The organism is Kutzneria sp. NPDC051319 (assembly GCF_040682195.1).
Lineage (GTDB): Bacteria > Actinomycetota > Actinomycetes > Mycobacteriales > Pseudonocardiaceae > Kutzneria.
On sequence record NZ_JBFBAM010000014.1, the window covers coordinates 17,313 to 41,056 of the forward strand.

General features: G+C 67.8%; 22 protein-coding genes. 11 read left to right on the plus strand and 11 right to left on the minus strand.

The features are described from left to right. Positions 1 to 19: 19 nt before the first annotated feature. Positions 20 to 781, minus strand: coding sequence for an SDR family oxidoreductase (locus AB0M73_RS16535; protein WP_363891456.1), 762 nt, complete (start codon positions 779 to 781; stop codon positions 20 to 22). A gap of 47 nt (positions 782 to 828) precedes the next feature. Then, a complete protein-coding gene (locus tag AB0M73_RS16540) occupies positions 829 to 1,980 on the minus strand; it encodes a hypothetical protein (RefSeq protein ID WP_363891457.1) in 1,152 nt (383 codons plus the stop codon). A 17-nt stretch (positions 1,981 to 1,997) separates the two neighbouring features. Between AB0M73_RS16540 and AB0M73_RS16545 the strand changes: the two genes are divergently transcribed. Both AB0M73_RS16545 and AB0M73_RS16550 read left to right on the plus strand, forming a co-directional pair. Then, positions 1,998 to 2,468 carry an acyltransferase family protein gene (locus tag AB0M73_RS16545; RefSeq protein WP_363891458.1) on the plus strand — a complete coding sequence of 157 codons (471 nt, stop codon included), beginning with the start codon at positions 1,998 to 2,000 and terminating at the stop codon, positions 2,466 to 2,468. Positions 2,469 to 2,514: 46 nt separating this feature from the next. Beyond that, positions 2,515 to 2,934, plus strand: a complete 420-nt coding sequence (locus AB0M73_RS16550; protein WP_363891459.1) for a helix-turn-helix domain-containing protein — start codon at positions 2,515 to 2,517, stop codon at positions 2,932 to 2,934. On the opposite strand, the gene AB0M73_RS16555 is transcribed toward AB0M73_RS16550, so the two are convergent. Then, the gene (locus AB0M73_RS16555) at positions 2,908 to 4,632 is read right to left on the minus strand and encodes a hypothetical protein (protein ID WP_363891460.1); all 1,725 of its coding nucleotides are present in this window, start codon (positions 4,630 to 4,632) and stop codon (positions 2,908 to 2,910) included. The genes AB0M73_RS16550 and AB0M73_RS16555 overlap by 27 nt on opposite strands. Here AB0M73_RS16555 and AB0M73_RS16560 point away from each other — a divergent pair. Together AB0M73_RS16560 and AB0M73_RS16565 are read left to right on the plus strand one after the other, a co-directional pair. Next, on the plus strand, positions 4,621 to 4,827 hold the full coding sequence (locus AB0M73_RS16560; protein ID WP_363891461.1) for a hypothetical protein: 207 nt from the start codon (positions 4,621 to 4,623) through the stop codon (positions 4,825 to 4,827). The two genes, AB0M73_RS16555 and AB0M73_RS16560, sit on opposite strands and share 12 nt — an antisense overlap. Positions 4,828 to 5,207: 380 nt before the next feature. Beyond that, positions 5,208 to 5,669, plus strand: a complete 462-nt coding sequence (locus tag AB0M73_RS16565) for a hypothetical protein (RefSeq protein ID WP_363891462.1) — start codon at positions 5,208 to 5,210, stop codon at positions 5,667 to 5,669. Positions 5,670 to 6,030: 361 nt separating this feature from the next. On the opposite strand, the gene AB0M73_RS16570 is transcribed toward AB0M73_RS16565, so the two are convergent. Together AB0M73_RS16570 and AB0M73_RS16575 are read right to left on the minus strand one after the other, a co-directional pair. Beyond that, the gene (locus tag AB0M73_RS16570) at positions 6,031 to 7,200 is read right to left on the minus strand and encodes an LLM class flavin-dependent oxidoreductase (protein WP_363891463.1); all 1,170 of its coding nucleotides are present in this window, start codon (positions 7,198 to 7,200) and stop codon (positions 6,031 to 6,033) included. A 427-nt stretch (positions 7,201 to 7,627) separates the two neighbouring features. Further along, on the minus strand, positions 7,628 to 8,131 hold the full coding sequence (locus AB0M73_RS16575) for a MarR family winged helix-turn-helix transcriptional regulator (RefSeq protein ID WP_363891464.1): 504 nt from the start codon (positions 8,129 to 8,131) through the stop codon (positions 7,628 to 7,630). 57 nt (positions 8,132 to 8,188) lie between these two features. On the opposite strand from AB0M73_RS16575, the gene AB0M73_RS16580 reads away from it, so the two are divergent. Next, entirely contained in the window at positions 8,189 to 8,473 is a 285-nt protein-coding gene (locus AB0M73_RS16580) for a sigma factor (RefSeq protein ID WP_363891465.1), read from the plus strand. 327 nt (positions 8,474 to 8,800) lie between these two features. Further along, on the plus strand, positions 8,801 to 11,677 hold the full coding sequence (locus tag AB0M73_RS16585) for a BTAD domain-containing putative transcriptional regulator (protein WP_363891466.1): 2,877 nt from the start codon (positions 8,801 to 8,803) through the stop codon (positions 11,675 to 11,677). Here the strand turns inward: AB0M73_RS16585 and AB0M73_RS16590 are convergent. Both AB0M73_RS16590 and AB0M73_RS16595 read right to left on the minus strand, forming a co-directional pair. Beyond that, positions 11,657 to 12,016 (minus strand): hypothetical protein, encoded by a 360-nt coding sequence (locus AB0M73_RS16590; protein ID WP_363891467.1) that lies wholly within the window; start codon positions 12,014 to 12,016, stop codon positions 11,657 to 11,659. The two genes, AB0M73_RS16585 and AB0M73_RS16590, sit on opposite strands and share 21 nt — an antisense overlap. A gap of 165 nt (positions 12,017 to 12,181) precedes the next feature. Beyond that, positions 12,182 to 13,042, minus strand: a complete 861-nt coding sequence (locus AB0M73_RS16595; protein ID WP_363891468.1) for a helix-turn-helix transcriptional regulator — start codon at positions 13,040 to 13,042, stop codon at positions 12,182 to 12,184. A gap of 129 nt (positions 13,043 to 13,171) precedes the next feature. Here AB0M73_RS16595 and AB0M73_RS16600 point away from each other — a divergent pair, with 129 nt between their 5' ends. Together AB0M73_RS16600 and AB0M73_RS16605 are read left to right on the plus strand one after the other, a co-directional pair. Further along, positions 13,172 to 14,014 carry an MBL fold metallo-hydrolase gene (locus AB0M73_RS16600; protein WP_363891469.1) on the plus strand — a complete coding sequence of 281 codons (843 nt, stop codon included), beginning with the start codon at positions 13,172 to 13,174 and terminating at the stop codon, positions 14,012 to 14,014. Between the two features lie 2 nt (positions 14,015 to 14,016). Next, positions 14,017 to 14,454, plus strand: coding sequence for a heme-binding protein (locus tag AB0M73_RS16605; protein ID WP_363891628.1), 438 nt, complete (start codon positions 14,017 to 14,019; stop codon positions 14,452 to 14,454). 678 nt (positions 14,455 to 15,132) lie between these two features. On the opposite strand, the gene AB0M73_RS16610 is transcribed toward AB0M73_RS16605, so the two are convergent. Further along, positions 15,133 to 15,513, minus strand: coding sequence for a hypothetical protein (locus AB0M73_RS16610; protein WP_363891470.1), 381 nt, complete (start codon positions 15,511 to 15,513; stop codon positions 15,133 to 15,135). Between the two features lie 618 nt (positions 15,514 to 16,131). Here AB0M73_RS16610 and AB0M73_RS16615 point away from each other — a divergent pair. Continuing rightward, entirely contained in the window at positions 16,132 to 16,428 is a 297-nt protein-coding gene (locus tag AB0M73_RS16615) for a transposase (protein WP_363891471.1), read from the plus strand. An 815-nt stretch (positions 16,429 to 17,243) separates the two neighbouring features. Here AB0M73_RS16615 and AB0M73_RS16620 read toward each other — a convergent pair. After that, the gene (locus AB0M73_RS16620) at positions 17,244 to 18,365 is read right to left on the minus strand and encodes a glycosyltransferase family 4 protein (protein ID WP_363891472.1); all 1,122 of its coding nucleotides are present in this window, start codon (positions 18,363 to 18,365) and stop codon (positions 17,244 to 17,246) included. Between the two features lie 359 nt (positions 18,366 to 18,724). Here AB0M73_RS16620 and AB0M73_RS16625 point away from each other — a divergent pair, with 359 nt between their 5' ends. Then, the gene (locus tag AB0M73_RS16625; RefSeq protein ID WP_363891473.1) at positions 18,725 to 18,982 is read left to right on the plus strand and encodes a hypothetical protein; all 258 of its coding nucleotides are present in this window, start codon (positions 18,725 to 18,727) and stop codon (positions 18,980 to 18,982) included. 508 nt (positions 18,983 to 19,490) lie between these two features. On the opposite strand, the gene AB0M73_RS16630 is transcribed toward AB0M73_RS16625, so the two are convergent. Both AB0M73_RS16630 and AB0M73_RS16635 read right to left on the minus strand, forming a co-directional pair. Next, positions 19,491 to 20,486 (minus strand): YihY/virulence factor BrkB family protein, encoded by a 996-nt coding sequence (locus AB0M73_RS16630; protein WP_363891474.1) that lies wholly within the window; start codon positions 20,484 to 20,486, stop codon positions 19,491 to 19,493. 425 nt (positions 20,487 to 20,911) lie between these two features. Continuing rightward, positions 20,912 to 22,060: a glutamate--cysteine ligase gene (locus AB0M73_RS16635; protein WP_363891475.1), complete on the minus strand. Its 1,149-nt coding sequence runs from the start codon at positions 22,058 to 22,060 to the stop codon at positions 20,912 to 20,914. A gap of 677 nt (positions 22,061 to 22,737) precedes the next feature. Here AB0M73_RS16635 and AB0M73_RS16640 point away from each other — a divergent pair. Then, entirely contained in the window at positions 22,738 to 23,712 is a 975-nt protein-coding gene (locus AB0M73_RS16640; RefSeq protein WP_363891476.1) for an NAD(P)-dependent alcohol dehydrogenase, read from the plus strand. The last annotated feature ends 32 nt before the right edge of the window (positions 23,713 to 23,744 follow it).

A 23,744-nucleotide genomic window follows, 5' to 3' on the forward strand; every position in this document is an offset into this window, starting at 1 on the left:
TCCAGCGCCAAGGGTGTGGTCAGGTGTTGAGCTGCCCACCGTCGACAAGCAGCGTCTGGCCGGTGACAAACGCGCTGTCGTCGGAGACCAGGAACAGCAGTGCGCCGACCAGGTCGCGGGGATACATGTCGCGGTGCAGCGATCGGGTGGCGATACTCGGGCCCTTGGCCGCGCCGACCAGCGTCGGGTTGCCGGCGACGAGGGTGTCCGACAGCGTGAACCCGGGCGACAGCGTGTTCACCGACACGCCGTGCTCACCCAGCTCCCGGGCCAGCGTCCTGGTCAGGGCGGTGATCGCGCCCTTCGACGCGACATAGTGGGCCATTCCCGGATGGCCCTTCATACTGGTTCCCGAGCCGATATTGACGATGCGGCCGTGGCCCCGGGCCGCCATGTGCGGCCCGACGTGCTTGCACAGCAGGAAGGTCCCGGTGAGGTTCACGCGCAGCACACGTTCCCACAGCCCGGTGTCGATCTGGTCGTAGCGGACCGGCGGCAGCGTTGCGAACAACGCCGCGTTGTTGACCAGGATGTCGATGCGGCCATATGCGCCGACCACACTGTCCACAAGGGACTTGACCGCGGCTTCGTCGCCGACGTCGGCGCCGATGTGGACGGCTGTTCCCGGCCCCTTCTCGGTGAGCTCGGCCGCGAGTTCCTCGCCGTCGGCGATGTCGCCGATGCACACCGTGGCCCCGGCCTCGACCATCGCGGCCGAGTACGTCGCGCCGATGCCCGCCGCTCCGCCGGTGACGATCGCGACCCGTTCAGAAAGACTCATCTCCGCGCCTCCTCGGTGGTGACCGTCTGACAGCGGTTCGCCAGGACTTATTCCACGGCAGCGGATTCAGTCGCACCGGTCGACTGTCGGCGCTGTTCGATCTCCGACACCTGTCGCGCCGACAGCGCCAGCAGCGGATGGGCGCCGAGCGCGGTCAGCTCGGTGAAACCGTCGACATCGGCCAACGCGGCGCGTTCGGCGGTGCCAAGGCCCGAGGACCGCAGCACACCGGCGCGGTCCCGGACGAACGCGGCGCGATACTCCGCGTCGACGACGATCCGGTGCAACAGGCGATTGAGCTCCACGCTCGACGGGTCCGGGAAGCGGTAGTGGTGGTAGTCGGTGAACGTGAATTCATGGCCGCCGTGCCTGGGTGGCCGGGCCCGCGTCACCTCCGCCTGTGGGGACGGGGGCAGGAACTGGACCACGCCGTGTCCGTGATGGGACAACTCCTGATACGTCAGCAGCGTGCCGGGCTGTTCACCGATGATGCCCAGCATCACGAACCACGTCATGAGCTCGCTCTCACCGACTTCGTCGAGGTTCACGGGGGTCAGCGCCAGCAGGTCCTCGTAACTGCCGTGCTCGATCTCAGAGATCACCCACTCGTCGAAGGCGTAGTTGGGCTTCGTGTACCTCGCGGTGCCGGGGAAATGGGACATGCCGCCACTGGCGAGCACCGCGATTCGACCGGGCTGGTCGGCGATGGTCGCGGCGATCGCCTGGCCGAACGCGTAGGCACGGCGCGGGGAGGGGATCGGCGGCAGGTACGTGTTGACCAGCAGTGGGACGACCGGCACATCGATCGTGCCGAGCACGTACTTCAGCGGAGTCAGGAAGGCGTGCCCCAGCGGAGCGTCCTGGGAGTAGGTGACGTCGAAATCACGCTCGATCACCCCATGCACGATTCGGGTCGCCAACTTCGTGTCCACACGAACGGTCTTCTCCTCGTCCATGTAGTGCGCGGTCACCTCGGGCGACAACACCACCGTGAACGCGGGCACAGCCTCCAACCAGAACGTCTCCAGGTGGTCGAGGCCGATGAGGATCACCGCGTCCGGCTCGGTTTCCGCGAGCACGTCCCCGAACTGCCTCAGCGCGTCGGCGCTGCGGTCCAGCTTGGCCAGGTCCTCGTGCGGTGGACGGCTGAGCAGTTGGGGTGCATGCACGACCGCTGCGGCCGCGACGATCTCCGCCATGACGACTCCGTTCTTCCGTGCACTGCCGGCAGAACACCGACAGGTCGGAAGGCGAAGCTATTCCCACCTGTCTGCCCGAGGCGGTCGTCAGGGCCGGCCAAGCCGCTGGAGCAGCAGTTCGGCAAGGGATTCCTGGTCGCGCTGACTGGCGATGGCGCCGGCGCGACCTCCCGGCGGCCGCGGCCGGCGTCCACCTCTACAACGTCAATCTCGCCCTCGGACTCGTGGTGTTCGTCGCGTTCTTGACGATCCAACGACGCATGCGGCCGGTCAGGTGGATCGGTTGGCTGGCCGACCGGAGCTACTCGCTGTACCTGCTGCACGGGCTGCTGGCGGTCGTGGTGATGAACGCGTTGTCTCCGACGATCGGCCACCCGGTCGCGGTGGTTGCCGGCCTCGTCGTGACGATACTCGGCCTCGAGATCGGCTACCGGCTCGTCGAACGCCCGTCCATGCGGCTGGCCAGGAGAATCGCTCGCCGCTGTTGACGCCACACCTTCTTGCCGCCCGTTCCGACATTGCCAACGTGACGCTGTGGCCAGAACCAAGGAGTTCGATCCGGACGTCGCCCTGCGGGCGACGCTGGAGCTGTTCTGGCGACAGGGTCACGAGGCGACGTCCATGCGGGACCTGGTCGACCACCTCGGCATCGGCCGGGCCAGCATCTACGCCACCTTCGGCAGCAAGAACGAGCTCCACCTGCGGGCACTGACCCGCTGCCGCGACGGGCTGGGTGGTCGCTACCGGACCCTGTCCGACGGCGCCGGCTCCGCCCTGTCGCGGTTCGGGAGCTGGTCGAGTCCACGGCCCTGGAGGCGCTGGCCCGCTGACCATCTTCGCGGGGCTCGTGTCCGTCGACGACCTACCTGCCCGCGTAGGTCGCATGTGTTCGCTCGGTGTTCAACGCCAGAATCTCAGTGCTGGACTTCAGCATTGTGGCGGTCCGGAGCGTAAGTCGCGTGGGTGCCCGGATCCGCTCGAACGTTGATGGCGCGGCACAGCGCCGTGACGGTCGGTGTGCAGCCGCAGCCGGATGCGCGTCCGCGGCGGCAGGTGCACGCGCAGCCGCCCCGGCACGAGTAGCACCGGGCCGTCCTCGGACGCTCGGCCACCGGTCGACAGGTCCGTGACGCCGCTGATCGGGCGTTCACCATAGGTGCCGCCGGTCAGCTCGACGGCTCGTGACTCCCGGTGATCCAGATTGAGGATCTGCACGGTGACCGACGTGCCGTCGATGTATTCGACGAGGGCGGCGACCCCGGCCGGCAGACCGGGCCGGCTCCGAATCGCATCTGTCCAGCGCAGCTGGTGGTAGGGCAGTCCGCCGAGGTGGAGCATCTGGGGCGCCCCGGCGATCAGCTGCGTGAGCACTTCGGTCACGACCGGGTTCAGCACCTGGCACCCGTGCGACGGACGAGCTTGCATCTGTTGGATTCGTCGACGGGTCAAGGCAATCGCCATGGACAGCGCTTCCTCCGGATACCGGGGGTTGCGGCCGGCGAGAAAGGTCAGCCACGGCGCCTCATGCCCACCTTCCTCCCGGTCCCGGAATTCCCGGACCCGACGCCACGAGTAACCCGAGGTCCGCTTGAGATCGGCGAGTACGGCCAGGTCGGCGCGATCCCTTGTCTGCCACCAGAGCCACGTCGGATACGCGGGCGGCAGCGGCTGGTAGTCGAACCAGCCGGCCTCGTTGTGCCGGTGCGGAACGAGCAGGAGTTCACGCTCCGCGTCGGCGTCGAGACGGTCGCGCCACTGGTCGTAGCCGCTGGCGTCGCTCGGGTCCATCGCGCTCCATCTGGCCCGGGCCAGCAAAATGCGTAGGGCCTGGCGAGGCAGCTCCATGAACCGGTGCTCGCCGCTGACCACGAACGCGTTCATGGCGCCGATGAGCGCGGCCACCACCACACAGGACATTCCGTATGGCCAAGCCCAGCCGTAGTGTCCGCCGTACCAGCGACCGTTGTGCATCTGCCCGACGACGCCGGAGGGGCCGACGTTGTCGGGGATCAGGCCGCCGTTGCCGCGGGCACGATCCGACCATGCCTCGACATAGCTGGTGACGAAGGCGGCGTAGCGCTGGTCGTGGTCGTACAACCAGGCATTGGCGACCAGTGAGGTGACGGCCAGGTTCAACGGCACGTCCCCGACACCGAGTCGCTGGTTCATCTCGCTGGCCATCTTCCTGGCCTTGTCCGGCGCGCGAAGGTCCGGCCACCCGTCGATGCCTGGGATGTCGCGCATCGGAAGTCCGTACCGGCGCATGGCGTCGTTCGACGCCGGAAAGACGGTTTCACCGAGACCGGGATTCGGGCCGAGTGCCCCGACATGAGGAGCCTTCATCATCCTGAGGTCCGCGTCGTAGTTGCCCAGCAGCGAGTCGGGCAGGTACATGTCGGCGAACCGGACCGCCCGGCGGCGGTACGCCTCGTCGTCGGGGTCAGCCGCGCAGATGCCGTAGAAGAAGAGCAGCGACCGGCCCTGATGGAGCCAGTCATAGCCGTTCTCGAACTCCTCGGTGAGCATGCCGTTCGCGGTCAACGCCGCGGTGACGCCCTCCCAGTGCCGCTTGCAGGCGTCGAGCAGATCGTCGGCGCCACCGAGAAGGTAGAGGACCGGCCAGTTGAAGAAGGGTTCGTAGTGTTCGTCCACACCACCGCGCCCGCGCATCTCTCCTTGGTGCAGAAGGGAACCGTCCGGCGCACAGCACAGCTGCTCGAACCGGCGCCATCCGGTGTCCAGGAGATCGAAGAGTTCACGTTGCAGCTGCGCCCATTGAGGCGCCTGGGCGATGCGCACGTGTGCTTCGACGAGAATATCGGTCATCCCGTGGTGTTCCCGTCGTGAGATCGGAGCAGATCGGGCCCTCAGCTGCGGTTATGTCGAGCCGGTGAGACCGGCGGCGAGGCGGCGGCCGTCAGTCACGCGCGCTGCGATCGCCGATCGATTGTCGGCAATTAAACACAAGCCTTGCACGAGCATTGCCGCGCCATCTGGATTCGAGACGCCGGACTGAGCGCTGTCGACCAGGCGTCGATGTCAGCGGCGCAAAGCGGTGTGCACCAAAGGCTCTAGCCAATACGGCCGAGCGGCCCAATGTTGTACCATCGTGCACGATCTTCGGTAGATTGCGCAATGGGACTACCAACTCCCCCGCCCACGGCATACCTTCGAATTGCTCACTGTTCGGGCATTCAATCAACAATGAGTACGTGAGGTGGATATCCATGAGTTCACTTGACTGTCTGGCTGGCGTCGCGAATGGGCGCCTGGCTCGCAGGGGGCTCGCGATGGCGGGCGCGACCGCGCTTGCGCTCGGACTGGCGACGGTCGTCGCCGCGACGCCCGCTTCGGCCGCCGGCTGTAGGTCGGAGATCGGCGTCGACTCGTCCAGGGCGCAGATCGACAACTGCGCCAGCAACGGGTCGACACCGTGGGCCTGGGTTTACAACGGTCAGGGCAACGGTTTCGGGGGGCACCCTCTTATCGGTTGGGCCAACTTGAGGGTGGTGTTCGCTGATGGCACCGTCGAGGAATTCGACACGGACACGGGAAGGGGCTCGACGTTCTCCAAGCTTTTTCCCGGCAAGCCGCGCATCATCGCGGCAGAGCTCTGTGAAGAAGGGCGATGGGGAATTCCTCCGATCAACCCCCTCAAGCAGTGTGGTGGACTGAAGGGCGTGGGCTGACGAGTCGTGTTCAACGTCGACGTGGGCGTCGTCCAGCCGCTCATCTGACGCCGGCCACGCCCGGCGGCGGCGGCACCTCGCACCGGTGCCTCCGCCGCCGCACCGGCAGATGTCTTCGCTCGGCACTCAGCGCGGAATCTTGGTGAGATCACGTCACTGCGCGCCAGCCCGCCGAGCTAATCGCCCAGAGGTGCCGCTGGCACGAGACTATGGACAGCATCCCGCCACATCGGAGGTGGCGACCCATCAGACCTCGCATCGCCATCAAGGCCCGTCGCCTTGTCCGACAGGCGCCTGCGGCGCGACCGGGCCGCACCTCTCGGCCTCGTAGCGAGAAAATCTCGAACGCCTCATGAACGTTTCAGGACTGCACGTCTTTCAACTCCTGCTGGTACTTTGCCGTCATGTGCTGAATGGCCGCAAGTTGCCCCTGATTGTGACCATCACGCACTTCAGCGGCACGCTCAGCGGCATCAAGTGTGGGCTGCGCCTGCCCCTGGAAGTGAGGGAAGACCTCCTCCGCGAACAGTTGAGCAGAACGATTCGTTGCCTCGGGAGTCGCCCAGTCATGACCCATCAACAGCATAGAGCCAAATCCGTTCGACTGCTTCCACAACCGCTGCACCTGCGCCCGCGCCTGCTCCGGCGTGCCGATGACACCCATACCTGAATTGTTGATGAACGCGATCACCTCCTCGACGTTGCCCGTCTCCACAGCCATCTGAGGGAATGCCGCGACCTTCGCGAAGTAGCGCGACCACTCCACCAAGCCGTGCTCGACCTCCCGGAATGCCTGCTCCTCGGTCTCGGCGATATGGAACAGACCGACAAGGCTCCATCGGTCACGATCGACCGTCTTGCCGTACGCCGCGGCGCGCTCCTCCATCACGTTCCAGTGGTGCGCCAAGGCGTCAAAGCCCTCGGCGGTCAGCGTCGCCCCGATCGACAGCAGGCCGAGACCGTGACGTCCGGCGAGCCGTGGTCCAGTGGGTGACGCGACGGCGGCCACCGAGATCGGGATGCCGTTCGGATTGTAGGGGCGCAACTGGAGGCGGGCGTCAACGAGTTCGTGAGTCGCCGTCTTCGCCGTCACCGCCTCGCCATCGAGCAACCGAACGATGATGTCAAGGTTCTCTTCGAGGAGCTCACGAGTCTCCGTCGGATTGAGACCGATCATCATCGAGTCCGTTGGCAGCGAGCCGGGGCCGACACCGAACACGATGCGGCCACGGGTCAGGTGGTCGAGCAACACGATCCGATCAGCTGCCCAGAGCGGATTGTGATACGACAGCGACACGACGCCGGTGCCGAACGTGATGCGCGGGGCACGGCTCGCCGCCGCGGCGATGAAGACCTCCGGCGAGGAGATGATCTCACTACCGGCCGAGTGGTGCTCACCGATGAACACCTCGTCGTAACCCAGCCGATCCAGGTGCTCGACAAAATCGAGATCACGATGCAGCGCCGCGGTCGGATTGACGCCGGCGCGGTGCATTGGGGCGATGAAGTAGCCGAATCGTAGCCTGCTCATGGTGCTTCTCCTCAAGGATGCCGGGACGAGTCACCGCCGGCGAACGCCGGCGGTGACAACGCCGCCATGCGTGCGGTCTGTCCGATGGACGACACCGCCCGGACCGTGCTGGCCACTCTGTCCGGTGTCGCCGGTGTGTCCGAGTGTTCGGCGCTGGTCGGCCGGCGTCGTTCTGGGGTCTCCGAACTCCGCGCGATGGCCTGCCCGGTGGCCCGGGCTCTCATACCAAACTCGGCCGGTGTCAACGTCGTGTCACGGTTGGATAATCGCCGAGATCAACGGCGTGATCTCACAACGCGAGTGGGAACGCCGGTGACCACCGCCGACGGCCTGCCGCGATCGGACCGCTGGCCGCCGGCTTGGCCGGCACCGCGGCCGACAACGGGCCAGGCGCGGCGAGCTGACGGTGACTCCTTCGCGCCCGGAATCAGGGCAGGTTGAGCGGAGGGCGGCCGTCGGGGTCCACCGCGCGCCGAATGAGGCCCGCGACCTGCCGCAGTTGCCGGACCCGGGCGGGCGTCAACGGGTCGAAGACGTACCGGCGCACCGCCTCGACGTGGCCGGGCGCGGTGGCGACGACCTTCTCCCATCCGGCGTCGGTGAGGGTCGCCAGCACGATGCGCTTGTTGGCGGGGTCAACGCCGCGCGTCACCCACCCCTGCTTCTCGATCCGGCCGATCACGTGGGAGAGCCGGGACGGCGACCCCTTGGCCAGCACCGCGAGATCGCCCATCCGAGCGGTGCGCCCGGGCGACGTGGACAAGATCGCCAGCACCTGATACTCGAAGTGGCTGAGTCCGGCGTCGGCCTGCAACTGCGCGTCCAGTGCGGCGGGCAGCCACACCAGCACTCCGGCGAGTTCCAGCCACGCCTGTTGCTCGAACTCGTCCAGCCAGCGCGGGACGTCTCCCGTCAATCCTGGTTCGGCCACGTGCGCAGTCTGCCCCGCAAAGGTTGACAGTTCAAATTTCGAGCCCTATCTTGACGCTTGAACGTTCAAAGTTCAAGGAGGGTTGGACATGACCGACCCAGCGGCGCACGGGTCTGGGCACGCCCAGGAAGCGTCGGCTGCCGGTTCGCGCTGTTCGCCGCGGCGTACGGGATGACGCGCAGCCCCACCGACGCCGAGGACCTGGCTCAGGAGACCTGTCTCAAGGCGCACAGCAGCCGCGCCGGCTTCCAGGGCAATGATCTGCAAGCCCAGCCGAACCGCATTCTGGCCGACACGTTTGCCAACGCCTACCGCGCGCGTCGGATCCGGCCCACGTGGTGACCGCCGGGCCGGCCGGACCACAACGACAAGGGCTGGCCGAATGGTTGCCGGGCTTGGATCCAGAGTCCCGCTCAACTGATGTCCTGAAGGAACGGGCGCGAACTCCGTGAACATGTTTCGCCACTGTCAGAACGGGCAGGATGTCAATCCTTGCGCCTATCGTCCGCTGCTCTCGCAGACTCTTCGTGCCAGAATGCAGGTCGTGAAGAGATAGGTCCACGCGACGGCCATGGCCAGGCCGTAGTTGGCGAGCGGTGAGATTCCCGGTGCCGGCACGGCCTCGGTCGGCGGTACCGGTGCCCGACTGTTGACGCCGGAAGGACACGAGTGGGCGAGGACCTGTGGTTCAGCGTCCTGGGACCAGTCCGCGCGCGGCGCGGCGATGTCGAGTTGGAGCTGGGGTCTCCCCAGCAACGAGCGGTCCTGACAGCGTTGCTGTTGAGCGAGGGCGCGCGGGTCTCCATCGACGGACTGGCCGACGTGCTGTGGAACGACACGGTGCCGGCCCGAGGGCACACCGCGATCCGGACCTACGTCTCTCGACTGCGCCAGACGCTGGAACCTGATCACGCCGTCTCGGCCTCGGTGATTCGCACGGTCAACGGCGGCTACGTGATGACACCACCCGACGGCGGATTCGACCTGGGCGTGTTCCGACGCACGCTGGCCGCGGCCGAGCAGGCCCGTAAGGCCGACGATCTGCCGACCGCCGCCACGCTGCTCGGCAACGCCCTCGCCCTGTGGCACGGCGAGGCACTGGCCGACATCACGGGCACATTCGCCGACACCGAACGCGAGCAACTGAGGATCCAGCACTCGAACACCGTGGCGACCCACCTGAGCGTGCAGCTCGAACTGGGCGGCCACAGCACGGTCATTCCCGAACTGAGGAGCCTGGTCGACCGCCACCCCCTGGACGAGCGCTTCCGCGAGATGCTGATGCTCGCGCTCTACCGCTGCGGACAACAGGCGGACGCCCTGGCCCAGTACCGGACGGCACAGGCCCTGCTCGACGACGAGCTGGGCATCGCTCCCGGTCCTGCCCTGCAGACCCTGCACGAACGCATCCTGCGCGCGGACCCCGCGTTGCTCCTCGCTCGCCCGCCTCACAGCGACAAAACCGAGCCTCCACGAGTTCTGCCGCCGAGGACACTGTCCCAACTGCCGCCCCGCCTGGCCGTGTTCGCAGGCCGCGACTGCGAACTCGCTCAGGCCACCGCCCTGATCGCCGACCACGACACGCGCCCAGGCGCCGTGGTGGTCTCGGGCACCGCAGGGGTGGGCAAGACGGCCTTCGCGGTGCACTGGGCCCACCAGATCGCCGACCGGTTCCCGGACGGACAGCTCTACCTCAACCTGCGCGGCTTCGACCCCGCCGGCCCACCCATGACCGCGAGCGACGCGGTCCGCAGCGTGCTCGAACTGCTCGGGGTGACGCCTCAGTCGATTCCCGAAGGCCTCGACGCCATGACCGCGCTGTACCGCGGTCTCGTGGCCAGTCGACGAATCCTGCTGCTGCTGGACAACGCGCGCCTCGCAACGCAGATCCGGCCGCTGCTGCCCGGCAACGCCGGGTGCTTGGTGATCGTGACCAGCCGCAACCAGCTCACCGGCCTGCTCGCGATCGACGGCGCGCAGTCGATCGCCCTGGACGTCCTCACGACGTCCGGCGCCCACGCCCTGCTGACGCGACGCATCGGCGAGCGGCGGACCTCGGCCGAACCCGACGCCGTACGGGACATCACCGCGCTGTGCGCTCAACTCCCGCTGGCCCTGGCGATCGCAGCGGCCCACTGCGCGGCGCGGCCCAAGTTCTCGCTGGCCGCCATCGCCACCGCATTGCGGAGCAGCGCCGACCATCTCGGCACCTTCAGCGCCAAGGACAACGACAGCGTCGCCAACGTGCGCGACGTCTTCTCCTGGTCCTACCACGCCCTGAGTCCCGACGCCGCGCGCCTGTTCCGTCTGGTCGCCCTGCACCCTGGACCCGACGTCACCATCGCCGCCATCGCCAGCCTCGCCGGCCTCACCCAGCCCGAGATCGAGGAACCGCTGGGCGAACTCATCAGCGCCAACCTGCTGATCGAGCACAGCTCTTGTTATCGCTACCGCTGTCACGACCTGTTGCGCGCCTACGCGAGCGAACTCACCCACACCCTCGACACACCCGCCGACCACGCCGCTGCCCGCCACCGGTTGCTCGACCACTACGTGCACACGGCGCACACCGCCGCACTGCTGTTCAATCCGCACCGCCAAGCACTGGAACTCCGCCCACCCCAGACGCCCCAACCCGGCACCACTTTGGACGTCCCCTTCGACCAGCACACGGCCTTGCACTGGTTCAACGACGAACGCCACGCCCTGCTGGCGGCGTCCGATTACGCGCTGGTCACCGGGCTCACCCTGCACGCCTGGCAACTGGCTTGGGCACTGGACACGTACCTCTACCGCTCGGGGCACTGGCGCGACGCGCTCGTCGTGCACACCAACGCGCTACAAGCCGCCGAACAGCTCGCTGATCCCGTGCTGGAGGCCCAGTCGCACACTTGTGTCGGCGCGGCGCAGTACACCCTGGGCCGGCATCAGGACGCCATCCACCATTTCACCAAGTCGCTGCGCCTCTTCCAGTCCGAAGGTCTGCTGTCCTACCAAGCAAGGTGCTACGCCTACCTGGGCATAGTCGCCTCCGAGGAGGGACGCTCGCAGGACTGCGTCGATCAATGCCAGCGCGCTCTGGCGATCTACCAGCAGCTCGACGACCGCCTGGGGTACGCGACCGCCCTGGCCAACCTCGCCCGCGAGCACGGAATCATGGGCGAGCACGACACGGCTCTCGCCCTCAACCACGAGGCCCTGCTCCGCTGGACCGAACTGGGCGAACGGCACACCCAAGCCCACTGCCGCGACAACCTCGGCTACTCCTACCACCAGACCGGCGAGCACGAGAAGGCCATCGAGAACTACCAGCGCGCCATTGACACGTTCCGCGAACTGGGCGACCACATCAATGAGGCCACCTCCCTCGACCGGCTCGGCAACGCGCGCGACGCGGCAGGCGACACCACAGGAGCCCGCCTTGCCTGGCAGCACGCGCTGGCCATCTTCAAGTCGAACGACAGCGTCGACGCCGCGGCTCTCCGGCACAAGATCGAGCGTGCGGCGCACCTGACGGCCCGTGAGTCAGGCGTTCGGCGCAACTGAGAGTCGATCGGATGTGATCGCATCCGCAGACGAAACGGCCCTCCTCAGGTTCGGCGCGTCCTGGCGGGATTCGACCATGCCAACCGAATCCGCTCTCGAGGTCTTGGCGGCCAGGTCGTGCACGAGGATCAGCAGCCGCGCACGAACCGGTCCGAGCCCGTCGCCCATATGGTCGGCGTGCCGCCACGCCATCACCAACGCCTGCTGCACAACGGACTCCGCGATCGCTCTGCCACCGGTTAGCCGCGTCGCATAGGCGAGCATCGCGCGGCCGTGATCGGCATAGAGCCCTCGAATCAGTGCCTCGGACGCGGCACCGCTCCGATTCCATCCTGTCACCGCATCAGCTGACCACATCCGCATCAACGACCTGTCAACGAAGGACAGGGGGCTTGTGGCTGGTGTCCAAAGGTTCCATGCGGACGGGCCGTCAGGAAGCCGACAGTCACCATCGGCGTCGACAGGAATTGCCCCCGCCACGTACGGGTTGTCCGTGAGGCGCACCTACTCGGCGCCGACGGGCCCGCCGTCCGCGAATTCGGTCGTCCCGACCACACTGAGCAGCTTCAGTTGCAGGGCGGCCTCGCTGCCGACCCGCGGGGAGTACCAGACGAGCCGGTGCAGGCCGTCCTCACTGAGGAGGCCAGTGCAGTCCAGACCGATCAGGCCCAGGGCCGGATGCAGCACGCGGTGCCCGCCGGAGCGCCGCACACGCACCTCGTGCGCATCCCACAGCGACACGAATTCGTTGCTGCGGCGGCGAAGCCGTTCGACGAACTGGGTGACGCGCCTGTCCTCCGGGTGACGGCCGCTGGTGGCTCGGAGGTCGGCGACGTAGGCGATGGACACACCGTGCTGAGTGTCGACCGGGTAGCGCGCCCGGGCTGCCGGTTCGAGGAACCAACGGCAGACCTGGCTGTCGTCCGGCCCGCCGGCCGACAGCGGTTCGCCGAGCAGGGCGACGGCCAGATCGTTCTGGGCGACCAGCTCGTACAGGTCGGTGAACAGCTGCGCCGGCACGTCCGTCAACTTGCCCAACAGGTCGAGCATCGCCGCGTCCACGTGGGCGTTGGGGCCGTGATCGGGCGGTGCGGCCACGCCGGCGAGACCGAACAGGTAGTCCCGTTCGTCACGGTCCAGCCGCAACGCTCGGGAAAGCGCGGCCACTACCTGTTCGGAGGGGCGGCGACCGCGGCCCTGCTCCAGCTCGATGTAGTACTCGACAGAAATCTGTGCCAGCTCGGCCACCTCGCCACGGCGCAGCCCCGGCACCCGGCGCCGGGACGACTCCGGCCGGCCGATGTCCACCGGGCTGACCGTCGCGCGGCGCGCCCGCAGAAACACACCCAGTTCGCTGTCTGCCACGGACAGACGATAACTCGCACCGGCCGGCCCGATCGTGGTGCTGTCAACCCTACGTTCGACAGCCTCTGGCTGACGTCCCCGCCACCGCCGACGATCGCGGAGTTCCATTCACACAAGAGGACGGACGCCATGAGCACGTACTCCGGCACCATCACCCGCTTCAGCCGCGGCGACACGACCTTTCACACCTTCACCGCACCCGAGGCGGGGTTCCGTGTCAACACCCACATCGTGGAGACCGCGACCGAGTTGACGGTCATCGACGCCCAGCTGTTGCTGCCGCTGGCTGAGGAGGTCGCCAACCTGCTCCGGGAGATCGGCAAGCCGGTGGCCCGGATCATCATCAGCCACAACCACCCCGACCACTACTCCGGCCTGCAGGTGCTGTCCGCGGCATTCCCGGCGGCCGAGATCCACGCGCTGCAGTCGGTTCGGGACTATATGGCCGAGTGGGCGCAGCCCACCCTGGACGCCCGCCGCGCCGCATTCGGCGACGTCATCGCCGCCCGCGCCGTCCAGCCGACCCACACGCTCCAGGTCGGCGAGACTACCTTCAGCGACCTGCGCCTGTCGGTCCAGGAGGTTGTCGACACCGAGGCGGACGCCACCGCGGTGATCACCTTCCCGGACCACCGGGTCGTCGCCCCGACCGACATGGCCGCCGCCCCCGGTCACCACTTGTTCCTCGTGCACGGCGACAAGCACAACGCCGAAAACTGGATCGCCTTCCTCGAGGCGCTGGGCGCCCGCACCGACGTGGACATGGTGCTGACCGGCCACGGCGAGAACACCGATCCCAAGGCGGCGGCCCGGTCAGGCATCGACTGGCTGAGGTTCGCGGCCAAGGCCCACGCCGATGCCGGCACCGCGGCCGAGTACGCCGAGCTCGTCAAGGCACAGCATCCCCACCACCGCGACCCGATCTGGGCCGACTTCGGTTCCCAGATGCTGTACGGGCTGATCAACCCGTGACGATGCTGACCTTCGACACGGCCAAGCGACTCGCCGACGCCGCCCTCGCCGAGGGCGCGGGCCGGCACACCGCCCCGCTCACCGTCGCCGTGCTCGACGCGGGCGGACACACGGTCGTGCTGTACCGGCAGACCAACTCGGGCATCGCCCGGCCGCAGATCGCCACGGGCAAAGCATGGGGAGCGCTCGGCCTCGGCTTCAGCTCACGGGGCGTGGCAGGCGCGGCCGGGCGGTTTCCCGAGTTCTTCAACGCCCTGGCCGCCGCCACCGGCGGCAAGGTGGTGCCCGCGCCTGGTGGCGTGCTGCTCCGCGACGGCCAGGGCGTGATCGTCGGCGCGGTCGGCGTCAGCGGCGACAACTCAGACGTCGACGAGGCCTGCGCGATCATCGCCGCCCGCAGCGTCGGATTCCAGCCGGAGCCACCAGATCCGGTTGCGTGAGGATCCACAGAGGACGATCTCGTGGTGCCGTTGCCGCCGCGGCCACTGACGGCGGCAACGGTCGCTCCCGGATCAGAACCTGAAGGTCGCCTCGTCCGGGGCGAAGTACGCGGCCTCATAAGTCCGCTCCGCGCCGCGGTGGCAGGTACTCCTGCCAAGGGCCGTCGTTTCAGCTCACGCGCCCAGTCGGCGTCAACGATGTTCAGCTCGGCGTCGCAGATTGCGCTGTGACAGGCCTGCGCATCCGTCGGGGCCGCGAGGGCCGCCGCCGCGTCGGCCATCGGCAGCAGCGCCGTGCTCACGGCCGGCAGATCCTGAAGCTGGTCGCCGGTGACGGGGTCACGAATGCACGGGGTACACGGAGTTGGCCGTTGCGAACATGCCAAGGCCCCCTGTCGGTCAGGACCGTGTCTATGGCGCGGCCGTTGCCAGCGTCCCAGGATTCGCACCGCACCTAGCCCGCGTCCTCAATCCGCGCGACCGCATGCGACACGCCGCTGCGGGGACCAGCTGGCCGCAGCCGCCAGATCGGTCATCCTCAGCCGCGGTGCGGCCGGCAGGCCAGGGCGGCCGAGCTCGGATTCCAGCAGACGGGCGGCGTGAAGGAACAGGAACACCGGAACGACCTGAGAAATCGAGCGGTGAAGCCCCATGTTCGGCTTCACCGCCCGTCGCCACTCAGATCGAATAAGACTGACACGTGTCGCGCGAGCTGTTCCAGATGTCCCAGAAGCACAGGTCGACCTTCGTTATGTGCCCGGTCCCCCAGAAGCTCTGCGAGGAAGTCTTGCTGTCACCCGTGGGATTCGTGATCGTCCGTTGAGTGCCGTTGCTGAACGTCACCGTGGCTGAGGAGTACGCGAGATCCCCGGTCCTGCCGTTATAGAGCCACAGCCACGCATCGGCCCCGTTCTCGGGACAGTTGTCCACCTGGGCCTGCGTTTTCTCGTTGATGGGCAGGGTGACGGGCCGCCCGCAGTTGAACGCCGAAGCCGGCGCCGCCGTCACCACGGCCGACAATCCGGCCGCGACCGTTGTCGCGGCCGCCGCCACCAGCACTCGGCGAATCGCTGTGCCACGCCGTCGACCACTCTGGTTCCGCATTGATTTCTCCATTATTCGGCGAATTACGACGCGCAAATACGCTATCTGCACCATAACAAGAGATCAACAGCGGCACGACAAATTGTCCAGAATACGAATCACATTGTCCATGATCGGCGCTGACGGTGTCCGTAAGTGTCGGCCGATCGTCGCGATCAGACTGCGGTACACCCAGAACATCGGATTGGGCGTACGGTCGTCGGCCATCACGCCGAAGTTCGGTGGCTGTGACCGCGTGACCAAGCTACGAGGTGAAGTCCACGGGGAAACCCTCTTGAGGCGGCCGAGCGAGCCGAGCTGCTGCGCCTACGCCGCCACGCGGCGGAACTGGAGACGAACAACGCCTTCCTGGTAAAGCCTCGGCGTACTTTGCCGCGACGCAGAAGAACCAGCACGGTTCGCTCTGATGGCCAAGTACGCTGGCCCCGACGACATCTCACCGGAGGGCACACGCTTTTCGGTGCGGCGTATGGCGCGGCTGCTGGGCGTGTCGACGTCTGGCTACTACGCGCACGTCAAACGGACCACGGCAGCAAATTGACGCCGCGACAGCAGGGCCGTGTCGACCTGGAGGTGAAGATCACCCAGGCGCACAAGGACTCGGACGGCACCTACGGATCGCCGCGGGTCACCGCTGAACTGCGCGACCAGGGCGAGGTGGTCACGGCGAAGACCGTCGCCGGCGGCGACAGCCACTCCTCGGGACCACTACAACTCGGACTTGCTCACGATGCAGACGGCGATCTGTCACACCGAGGCCGGGCAACCCCGTCGAGCCGCCGAGCTGTACCAGGAGTGGTTGTCCGCCAACAGTTTCTCACCCCTGGACTAAGGCTGGAACGAGACTCACCTCCGGCACGCGCTGCGTGAGTACGAGCGGCACTACAACCAGCACCGGACCCACCGCTCACTTGCCGCCGCGGCACCGTTGCGAGCCCGACCCCAGCCCCTTGAGCCCGACCAGATCGAACGCCTCACCGTATGCCGGCTGGACCGTCTCGGCGGAGTCATCCACGAGTATCGACATGCCGCTTGACCTGCATGGACGTAGTTTTCGGCACGCACAGAGTACCGCCCGGTCGGCCCAGTCCAGGCGAGGTTTCGGATTGTTCTGCGCAGCACGGCGACCTCGTGGCGTAACACGAGCAACTCGATGTCCTTGGACGCCGACGCGCGGCCGAGTAGCACCAGCAGGCCCACTAGCCGGAGGAAGATCAGGTAGAGCAGACGCAGCGCCATGGCCGGCGATCATGCCCTGCCCGTTGCGTGCTCGTTGCCGCAGGTCGGACGCGTGGACCGACTTCTGGAACCCCACAGGACAGCGTTGCTGATACCGAGAGCACCTCGCGCGTCGGCAGTCACGTCGACGCGGTTCTCGGCGTCAGCCCGTCACGGTCGCCGAGCGATCGGGTACAGGAGCTCGGCATGAGGTCGGGCCCACACATGAGCATGATCTGGCATCCGGTGGCGCAGCAGTCGTCCGGGGCGGGATCCAGACCCAGAACGCTGACAACCGACTCCGTCGCCGGCGCCTGGTGGCCACGTCCGCGAGACCTGGACACGGACCTGCCGGCGCCGGCCGGGATGCCCACCATCCGGCCCGACTGAACTCGTAGCGACCGGTTCCCGTTCAAGCTGCGGTGACCAGGCAACGGCCGCCCATCGACGACGGCCGTTCGTGCCGATCAGGCCGTTGTCCCCGTCGGCACGCGGACGGTGTGCGCCGCCTCGACCGACGGCGCCAGGATGAGCTCCTCGAGCTGCCGGATGATGGTCGCCGGCGGGCTCGGCTGCGGCTGGGCGAACACCGTCAGCAGTGTGTCCACGGACTGCTCGACGGTGAACCGCATCCCCGCGTACCGTCTCGCGCTCAGCGAGAGCGGCCCGCTGTCGATGGCCGCGCGGATACCCCATGCGAGCGTTTCCGCGTTGTCCGGAGCGATGAGCAGCACCCCGCCGCAGTCGGTCTCGGGAAGACCGCCGTCGTCGGACGCGATGACCCGGCATCCGGAGTGTTGGGCCTCGATCGAGACGATGCCGAAGGTCTCGTGCCAGTACTGACTGTTGGACGGCATGACCACGATGTCGTGCTCGGTCATCAGCGCCGCCATCGAAGCCGGCGTCCTGCGGGTGGTGACGACGGTGATCGCGGGATGTTCCCGGAGCAACCGCTCGATGATCTTTCCCTGCGGCTTGTCCGCGCCCGCGGTCGTCGCGGTGAACGTGAGTGCCACGTCCTGCTCGATGACGTCGATGTGCAGGGTTTCCAACAGGGTGTAGATGCCCTTCTCCGGGCTGAGCCTGCCCGCGAACAGGACGCGGGTCGTCCCGGTCCGGTTGTCCGGTCGGGCCTGCGCGGCGAAACACGGCTCCGCGAACGGGTACACGACGTTGATCGTCGACACGTCGACGTCCAGGTAGCTCGACCACAGCGAGGCCGCGTACCGGCTGGTGGCGATCAGTGCGCGGTCTCTGGTCCCCTCGATGGCGAACGCCCGGTGCTGTTCCCGGATCGGCGGTGGGTTGTGCAGGATCAGGAACGCGGGGCGTCTGGTGGGCACCGGGTGCGGTTCGTTGACGAAGACGACGGTGCCGTCGAGCGCGCCGACTGCGGCCAACGTCGGCAGTGACAGGAAGGGGATGTCGACGAAGTCGTCCCGGCCGTCGTCGGTGCCGAGGCCGACCGTGACCACCTGCGCCGGCACACCACGCCGAGTCAGTTCTCGGACCTGGCCGACGGTGTAGTTCTCCGAGCCGCCGGTACCGGCGGGCAGTGGATTGCCTGGCGACCAGATGAACGATATCAACGCGTGCCGTCCTGTGTTCGGTGTTCGGATCTCGACGGGCGGCGAAGGCAACGGGCCGAGGCTGGCGTGAAGGGAGGGCTGCGAGGACCGCCGGCAGGCCCGCGACGGGGCCTCGGCGTGATCCGTTGGCGAAACGCTCGAAACCAGGATGTCGTTGGTAATCAAGGACATTCTCGATGGTGAGCGATGACAGCCGATCGAAGGCTAACACAGCCGTAGCGGTCGCTGAGCCTGCCGGCCCCGCTGGGCAGGGCGTAGGGTTGGACGGGCTGAGAGCTCTCCGCGCGCTGGCAGCCAAGCCGGCGCCGTCCTCGGCGTTCGCCGCATCGGCCGTCGGTGGCCGGGACAGGAGTTCCGACATGACGTCGGGCTCGCGGCTGCACAGCGCGCACCAGCTCAGACTCAGGCTCAGGCCCAAAGCGCCGAGGACGGGATACGTCGACGGCCATCAGCGGATCAGTCTGCTCGTGGCGCCTGCCGACGCGGCCGAGAACGACGCCCACGACGCGCTGATGAAGGCCGGCGAGCGCGGCAACGCGGACAGCCCCGCGCGGCTGCTCACCGTCGCGGGCATCCTGGTCCGCGGCGCCTCGGCGGAACCACTCGGGGCGCGGTGATCGCGACAGCAACGAACACCGAGGTGGTCTCAGAAGCCCGCAACGGGGATGGCGCCGTGCACGTCGAGGTCGAGTTCCGTCCAGACGGCGGAGCGTGGTCAGGTCGAGGTCGACGAAGGTACGCGCCGTCGACGTGTGGATCGGTCAGCTGAGGTGGCGGCCGTGTTCGATGTCCTCGATGAGGACGGGGTGGGCGGGCTTCCAGTCCAGGAGTTGCTGGGTGATAGTGCTGGAGGCAGGCATGGCGGTGGTGCTGATCTGGGAGGACGAGCATCCCGCCGAATTCCTCGGCGGGCAGGGTCCGTGCAGGCAGGGTGAGGTTGCGGCCGACGGCCTCAGCGATCTCGTGGCGGGTACGCCTTCATCGCCGATGGCGTCGAGTTCAGCGACCACATCGAAGCCCGCTCGGAGATCGCGCCGTAAGTGGACCCCCGACGGCCAGCAGCGTGACCGTGCCGCTGCCAGCAGCGGCCGACCACCAGCGGTCCGCTGTCACCAGGCGCCACAGTCAGCTATCCCGCTGATGCTTCTGCCGTCCTCTCCGCGGGAATCGCACACGGATGCGTGCCTGTTTGACCATCTGCTCCGTGCGGGCGTACGCGGCATACGCCTGCCGGTCGGCCGGCGTCAGCGGCGCGTCGCCGACAAAGGGGGCCAGCAGGCTGCGCGGCCACATCCGCAGCACACGCACGGCGTTGATCTCGGCGCCGAGCACAGCGACCGTCGCCCCGAGATAGAGCCAGATCATCAGCCCGATGACCAACCCGAACGCACCGTAGATCGCGCTACTCCCCCGCAGCTCGTGTTCCAGCAGATAGGTGCCGCCGATCTGAAGCCCCTGCCAGAGCACAGTCGACACGATCACCCCGGGCAGCAACTGCCCCGGCGTGATGTCTCGTGCCGTCAGGACGCGGAACGCCAGCAGGAACAGCAGCACATTGACCACGAGCGCGCCGAGATTGGCCAACAGGGCGACGACCACGTCGTTCGAGCCCAGGTCCGAGGCGACCGTGGTCACCCCGGTCAACCCGGTCGTGAGCAGCACACCGAGGCCGAACGTGGCCAACAGCAGCAGCCCCCGGACATAGAAACCCAGCAGTCCGGGCCGGCGCACCCGCGGCACGGCCCAGATCTTGTTCAGCACGGCCTGGCCGGCGCCGGCCACTCCCAACGCGCCGTACAGCGCGGCGGCCGAGCCGAACGCCACAGCGAAGACGTTGCCCTGCACAGAATGCACGTTCGACACAAGCTGCTGTCCGAGCACCGGGAAATCCACCAGCGCCGAGTGCAGCACCTGCTGCTGCAGCGCGTCGTCGTTCTGCATGACGAAGCCAAGCATGGTCACCAGGAGCAACAGGAGCGGGAACAGCGACAGGAATCCGTAGTACGTCAGCAACGCGGCCAAGTAGTAACCCTGGTCGTCGACGAACTTGTAGCAGACCGCAAGCGCGAAGCCCGCCCAGTGATGCCGCTGCTGGAACTCGTCGATCCGAACCGCAACCAATCCGCCACCCCGCTCCGCTCGATCTCCCGGCGGTATACCCGGCAAGCGCCCGCTCCTACCTTCAGATGGCGACCGCCGTTACCACCGCCTCCCAGCAAGAGACCGCTGGGCGGCCACGGCGATGTCCACCGACGCGGCGAACCCCTCCGTAGTTTCATTGCGGCATCGGACGGTGGCCCGCAGGGTGATCGACCTCCATCGACGACCTCGGTGCCGATCCGGAGGTCGGCGACACTCGACACCGCGATGCGTTCCCGGAAAGTGCGGCGAGTTCGTGGTCAGAGTTCAGCCAGGTGAGGAAACAACGCGTGAAGGTCGCGGGACATCGGCAGCACGAGTTGCCAAGCGTGTATCGGCAACGGCGGGAGAAAGAAAGCCGCATGACCGCCGCAATCATCTTCCTGCCACGCCGAGGATACCTCACCTTATGACCGAACGTCCCCGTCTGCCAACAGTTCCGGCGAAATCCGTTCCACTGTGGCGGCGGCGAGCGCCCGCACGAACTCCCCGGGAGTCGCCGAGCCTGCCCACAGTGCACGTTGCCGGTCCGCACCCGTGCCCGCGACGGCGACGCCGATGGCAAGCCGGCCCACCTCGTCACCGTCGCCCGTCACCGCCAGGCCCGGCCGTAAGTGCGCCAGGAAGCGCTCGAACAGGACACGCTGTGGCACGGCGTCGCCGGCGACCACGTCGACACCTGGGCCGTCAAGTCCGTACCGGGCAGCAGCGGTCAATGCGGCGCTGATCGTCTCCGTACGCACGGGCGGCGCCGGCCGCCCATCGCTGAACTCTTCGACGGCCGTCGCCACCATCGCCCGGACCAGGCCGGCGAGCAGCACGGCCTCGTCCACCGACAGACACACATCGGTGATCCGGATCTCCACCGTCGGATATCTCGGCGACAGGCGGGCATACAGGTGTACGCCGCGCGGGTCGATGGCGGCGCCGCCGGCCACGAGCGTCCGCACCGACGCGTCGTACTGGTCGGCGTCGGCCCAGATCTCCGGCGGTCGCGCAGTCGGCCATCGCGACCACAGAGGATGCCGCCAACTCGCCCATCCGGTGTCCCGGCCGAGCGCATACGGCGAGTTGGCGCTGATCGCCAGCAGCTGCGGCAGCCACGGCCGCAGGCGGGACAACACCTGGATGCCGAGTTCACGGGAGGGCAGGCCGATGTGGACGTGACAGCCACACGTCCCGGCACTGCCGACGAGTTCCGGGAACCGCGCCGCGAGTGCCCGGTAGCGTGGCCGGTCCGTGACCGCTGACGACCCGGTCCGTCCGGCGAACGGCATCACACCGCTGGCCACGGGCAGGCAGCCGACACGATCGGCCGCGGCGGCCAGCAGGGCGCGCAGCCGGCCCAGGTCGGCGCGAACCTGACCGAGCCCCGCGCAGACGGCGGTCGCCGTCTCGATCTGGTACCGCATGAACTCGGCCTCGACGGCCGGCTCGCCGTCGAGCAGACGCAGCATGTCAGGTGCCGCGGGCAGGACGCGTCCGGTTGCCGCGACCACCAGGAGGAACTCCTCCTCGACGCCGATCGTGAACGGCAGTTCGACTGCTGCGGCCATCGTGCCGCTCCCCTCCCTCGGGCGAGCTCCGGTGCGGAGCCGGCGTGGCGCGAGTCCCGCCGAATCGGGGCGAACGGGTGTTGGGTCTCGTGCTCTCACGGGAACGCGAAAATCGGCCGACCTCGGCGAGTGCGGCGATCACTGCGTACAGGCCTGCCATCAGGGACGGCTGTCGCGGGGTCCGAACGACACCTGGCCCGAGTGTAGCCGCAATCGCGGGGTTCAGCGCCGCCGCCGAGGCGGGCCGCGTTCCGCACTGTCCGCTATGGACTTCGAGGTGCCGTTTCCGTTGATCCGACGGTCCATTGTGGACGTGAACGACCATCGGCGGCGGTTGGCGGCCGACGGGGGTTGCCCACAAGGCGTAGGGTGAGGGTGTCGCTCGGGCCCCTGGTGGCGTGAGGGCCACACTCCTGCGGGTGGCGGCCGCGAGTCGGCTTCTTCATGACCGGGCTTGGCGCTGACGGGTCAACGGCCTCCGGTCGGACGCAGTGCGCGCTTCAGCGACGGCGCGTCGCGGTCCGGTTCTCACAACACGCGGCGACGCGGTCTGCAACGGGTCTGGCGCTCCGGTGACGGATTGTTCATCCGACGAAAGGACAAGGTGCCCCATGCCCGCAGGCCCGCAACCGACTCCCCCTGCCGCGCACACGGAGCACGCCGTCACCGCACCGAAGATGATGGCGGTCATCCACGACCGATACGGACCGCCCGACGCACTGCACGTCAGGGACGTCGACAGGCCCGTCGTCGGCGACAAAGAAGTGCTGGTGCGCGTGCACGCAGCCGCGTTGCACATCGGCGACTGCTTCGGCGTGCGCGGCGCGCCGCTGCCGATGCGAATGGCGAGCGGCTTGCTCAAGCCCAAATACGGCGTGCCAGGAATCGACGTCGCGGGGCGCGTCGAGGCCGTCGGCGACGCCGTTGAGAAATTCGAAGTGGGCGACGAGGTATTCGGGGCGTGCCATGGCGCCTGCGCGGAGTACGCGCGCGCCAGCGAGGACCAGCTGGCGCCGAAGCCGGCGAGCCTGACGTTCGAGGAAGCGGCGGCGGCGCCCACCTCCGGTGTCGCGGCCCTGCACGGCCTGCGCGCCGCCGGAAGGCTGCGACCAGGGCAGAAGGTTCTGATCAACGGCGCGTCCGGCGGCGTCGGCACGTTCGCCGTGCAGATCGCCAAGGCGCTCGGCGCAGACGTCACCGGCGTCTGTGGCAGCGCGAACCGCGACATCGTCCGCCTGCTCGGCGCCGACCGTGTGATCGACTACACCGAACTGGACTTCACCCGCGGCCCCCAGCGCTACGACCTCATCCTCGACAACGTCGAGAACCACACCCTGGCGGACTGCCGACGCGCACTGACGCCCAACGGCACCCTGGTGCTCAACAGCGGCACGGGGGTGCGTGGAATCAGGCTGATGGCCCGCCTCGTCACGCCGCTCGTGCTGTCGCCATTCACCCGGCAGACGCTGCGCCGGTTCCTCTCCGCCCCGAACCACCGGGACCTGCTCGTGCTCAAGGCTCTCATCGAGGACGGCAAGCTCACCCCGGTCATCGACCGGACCTACCCGCTGGCCGAGACGCCGGCGGCGCTCCACCACATCGAAGGAGGACACGCCCGCGGAAAAGTCGTCGTCAGCGTGCTCGCATCCTGACCAGCCCGTGCCGGATCGCGTTGATCCAGGTT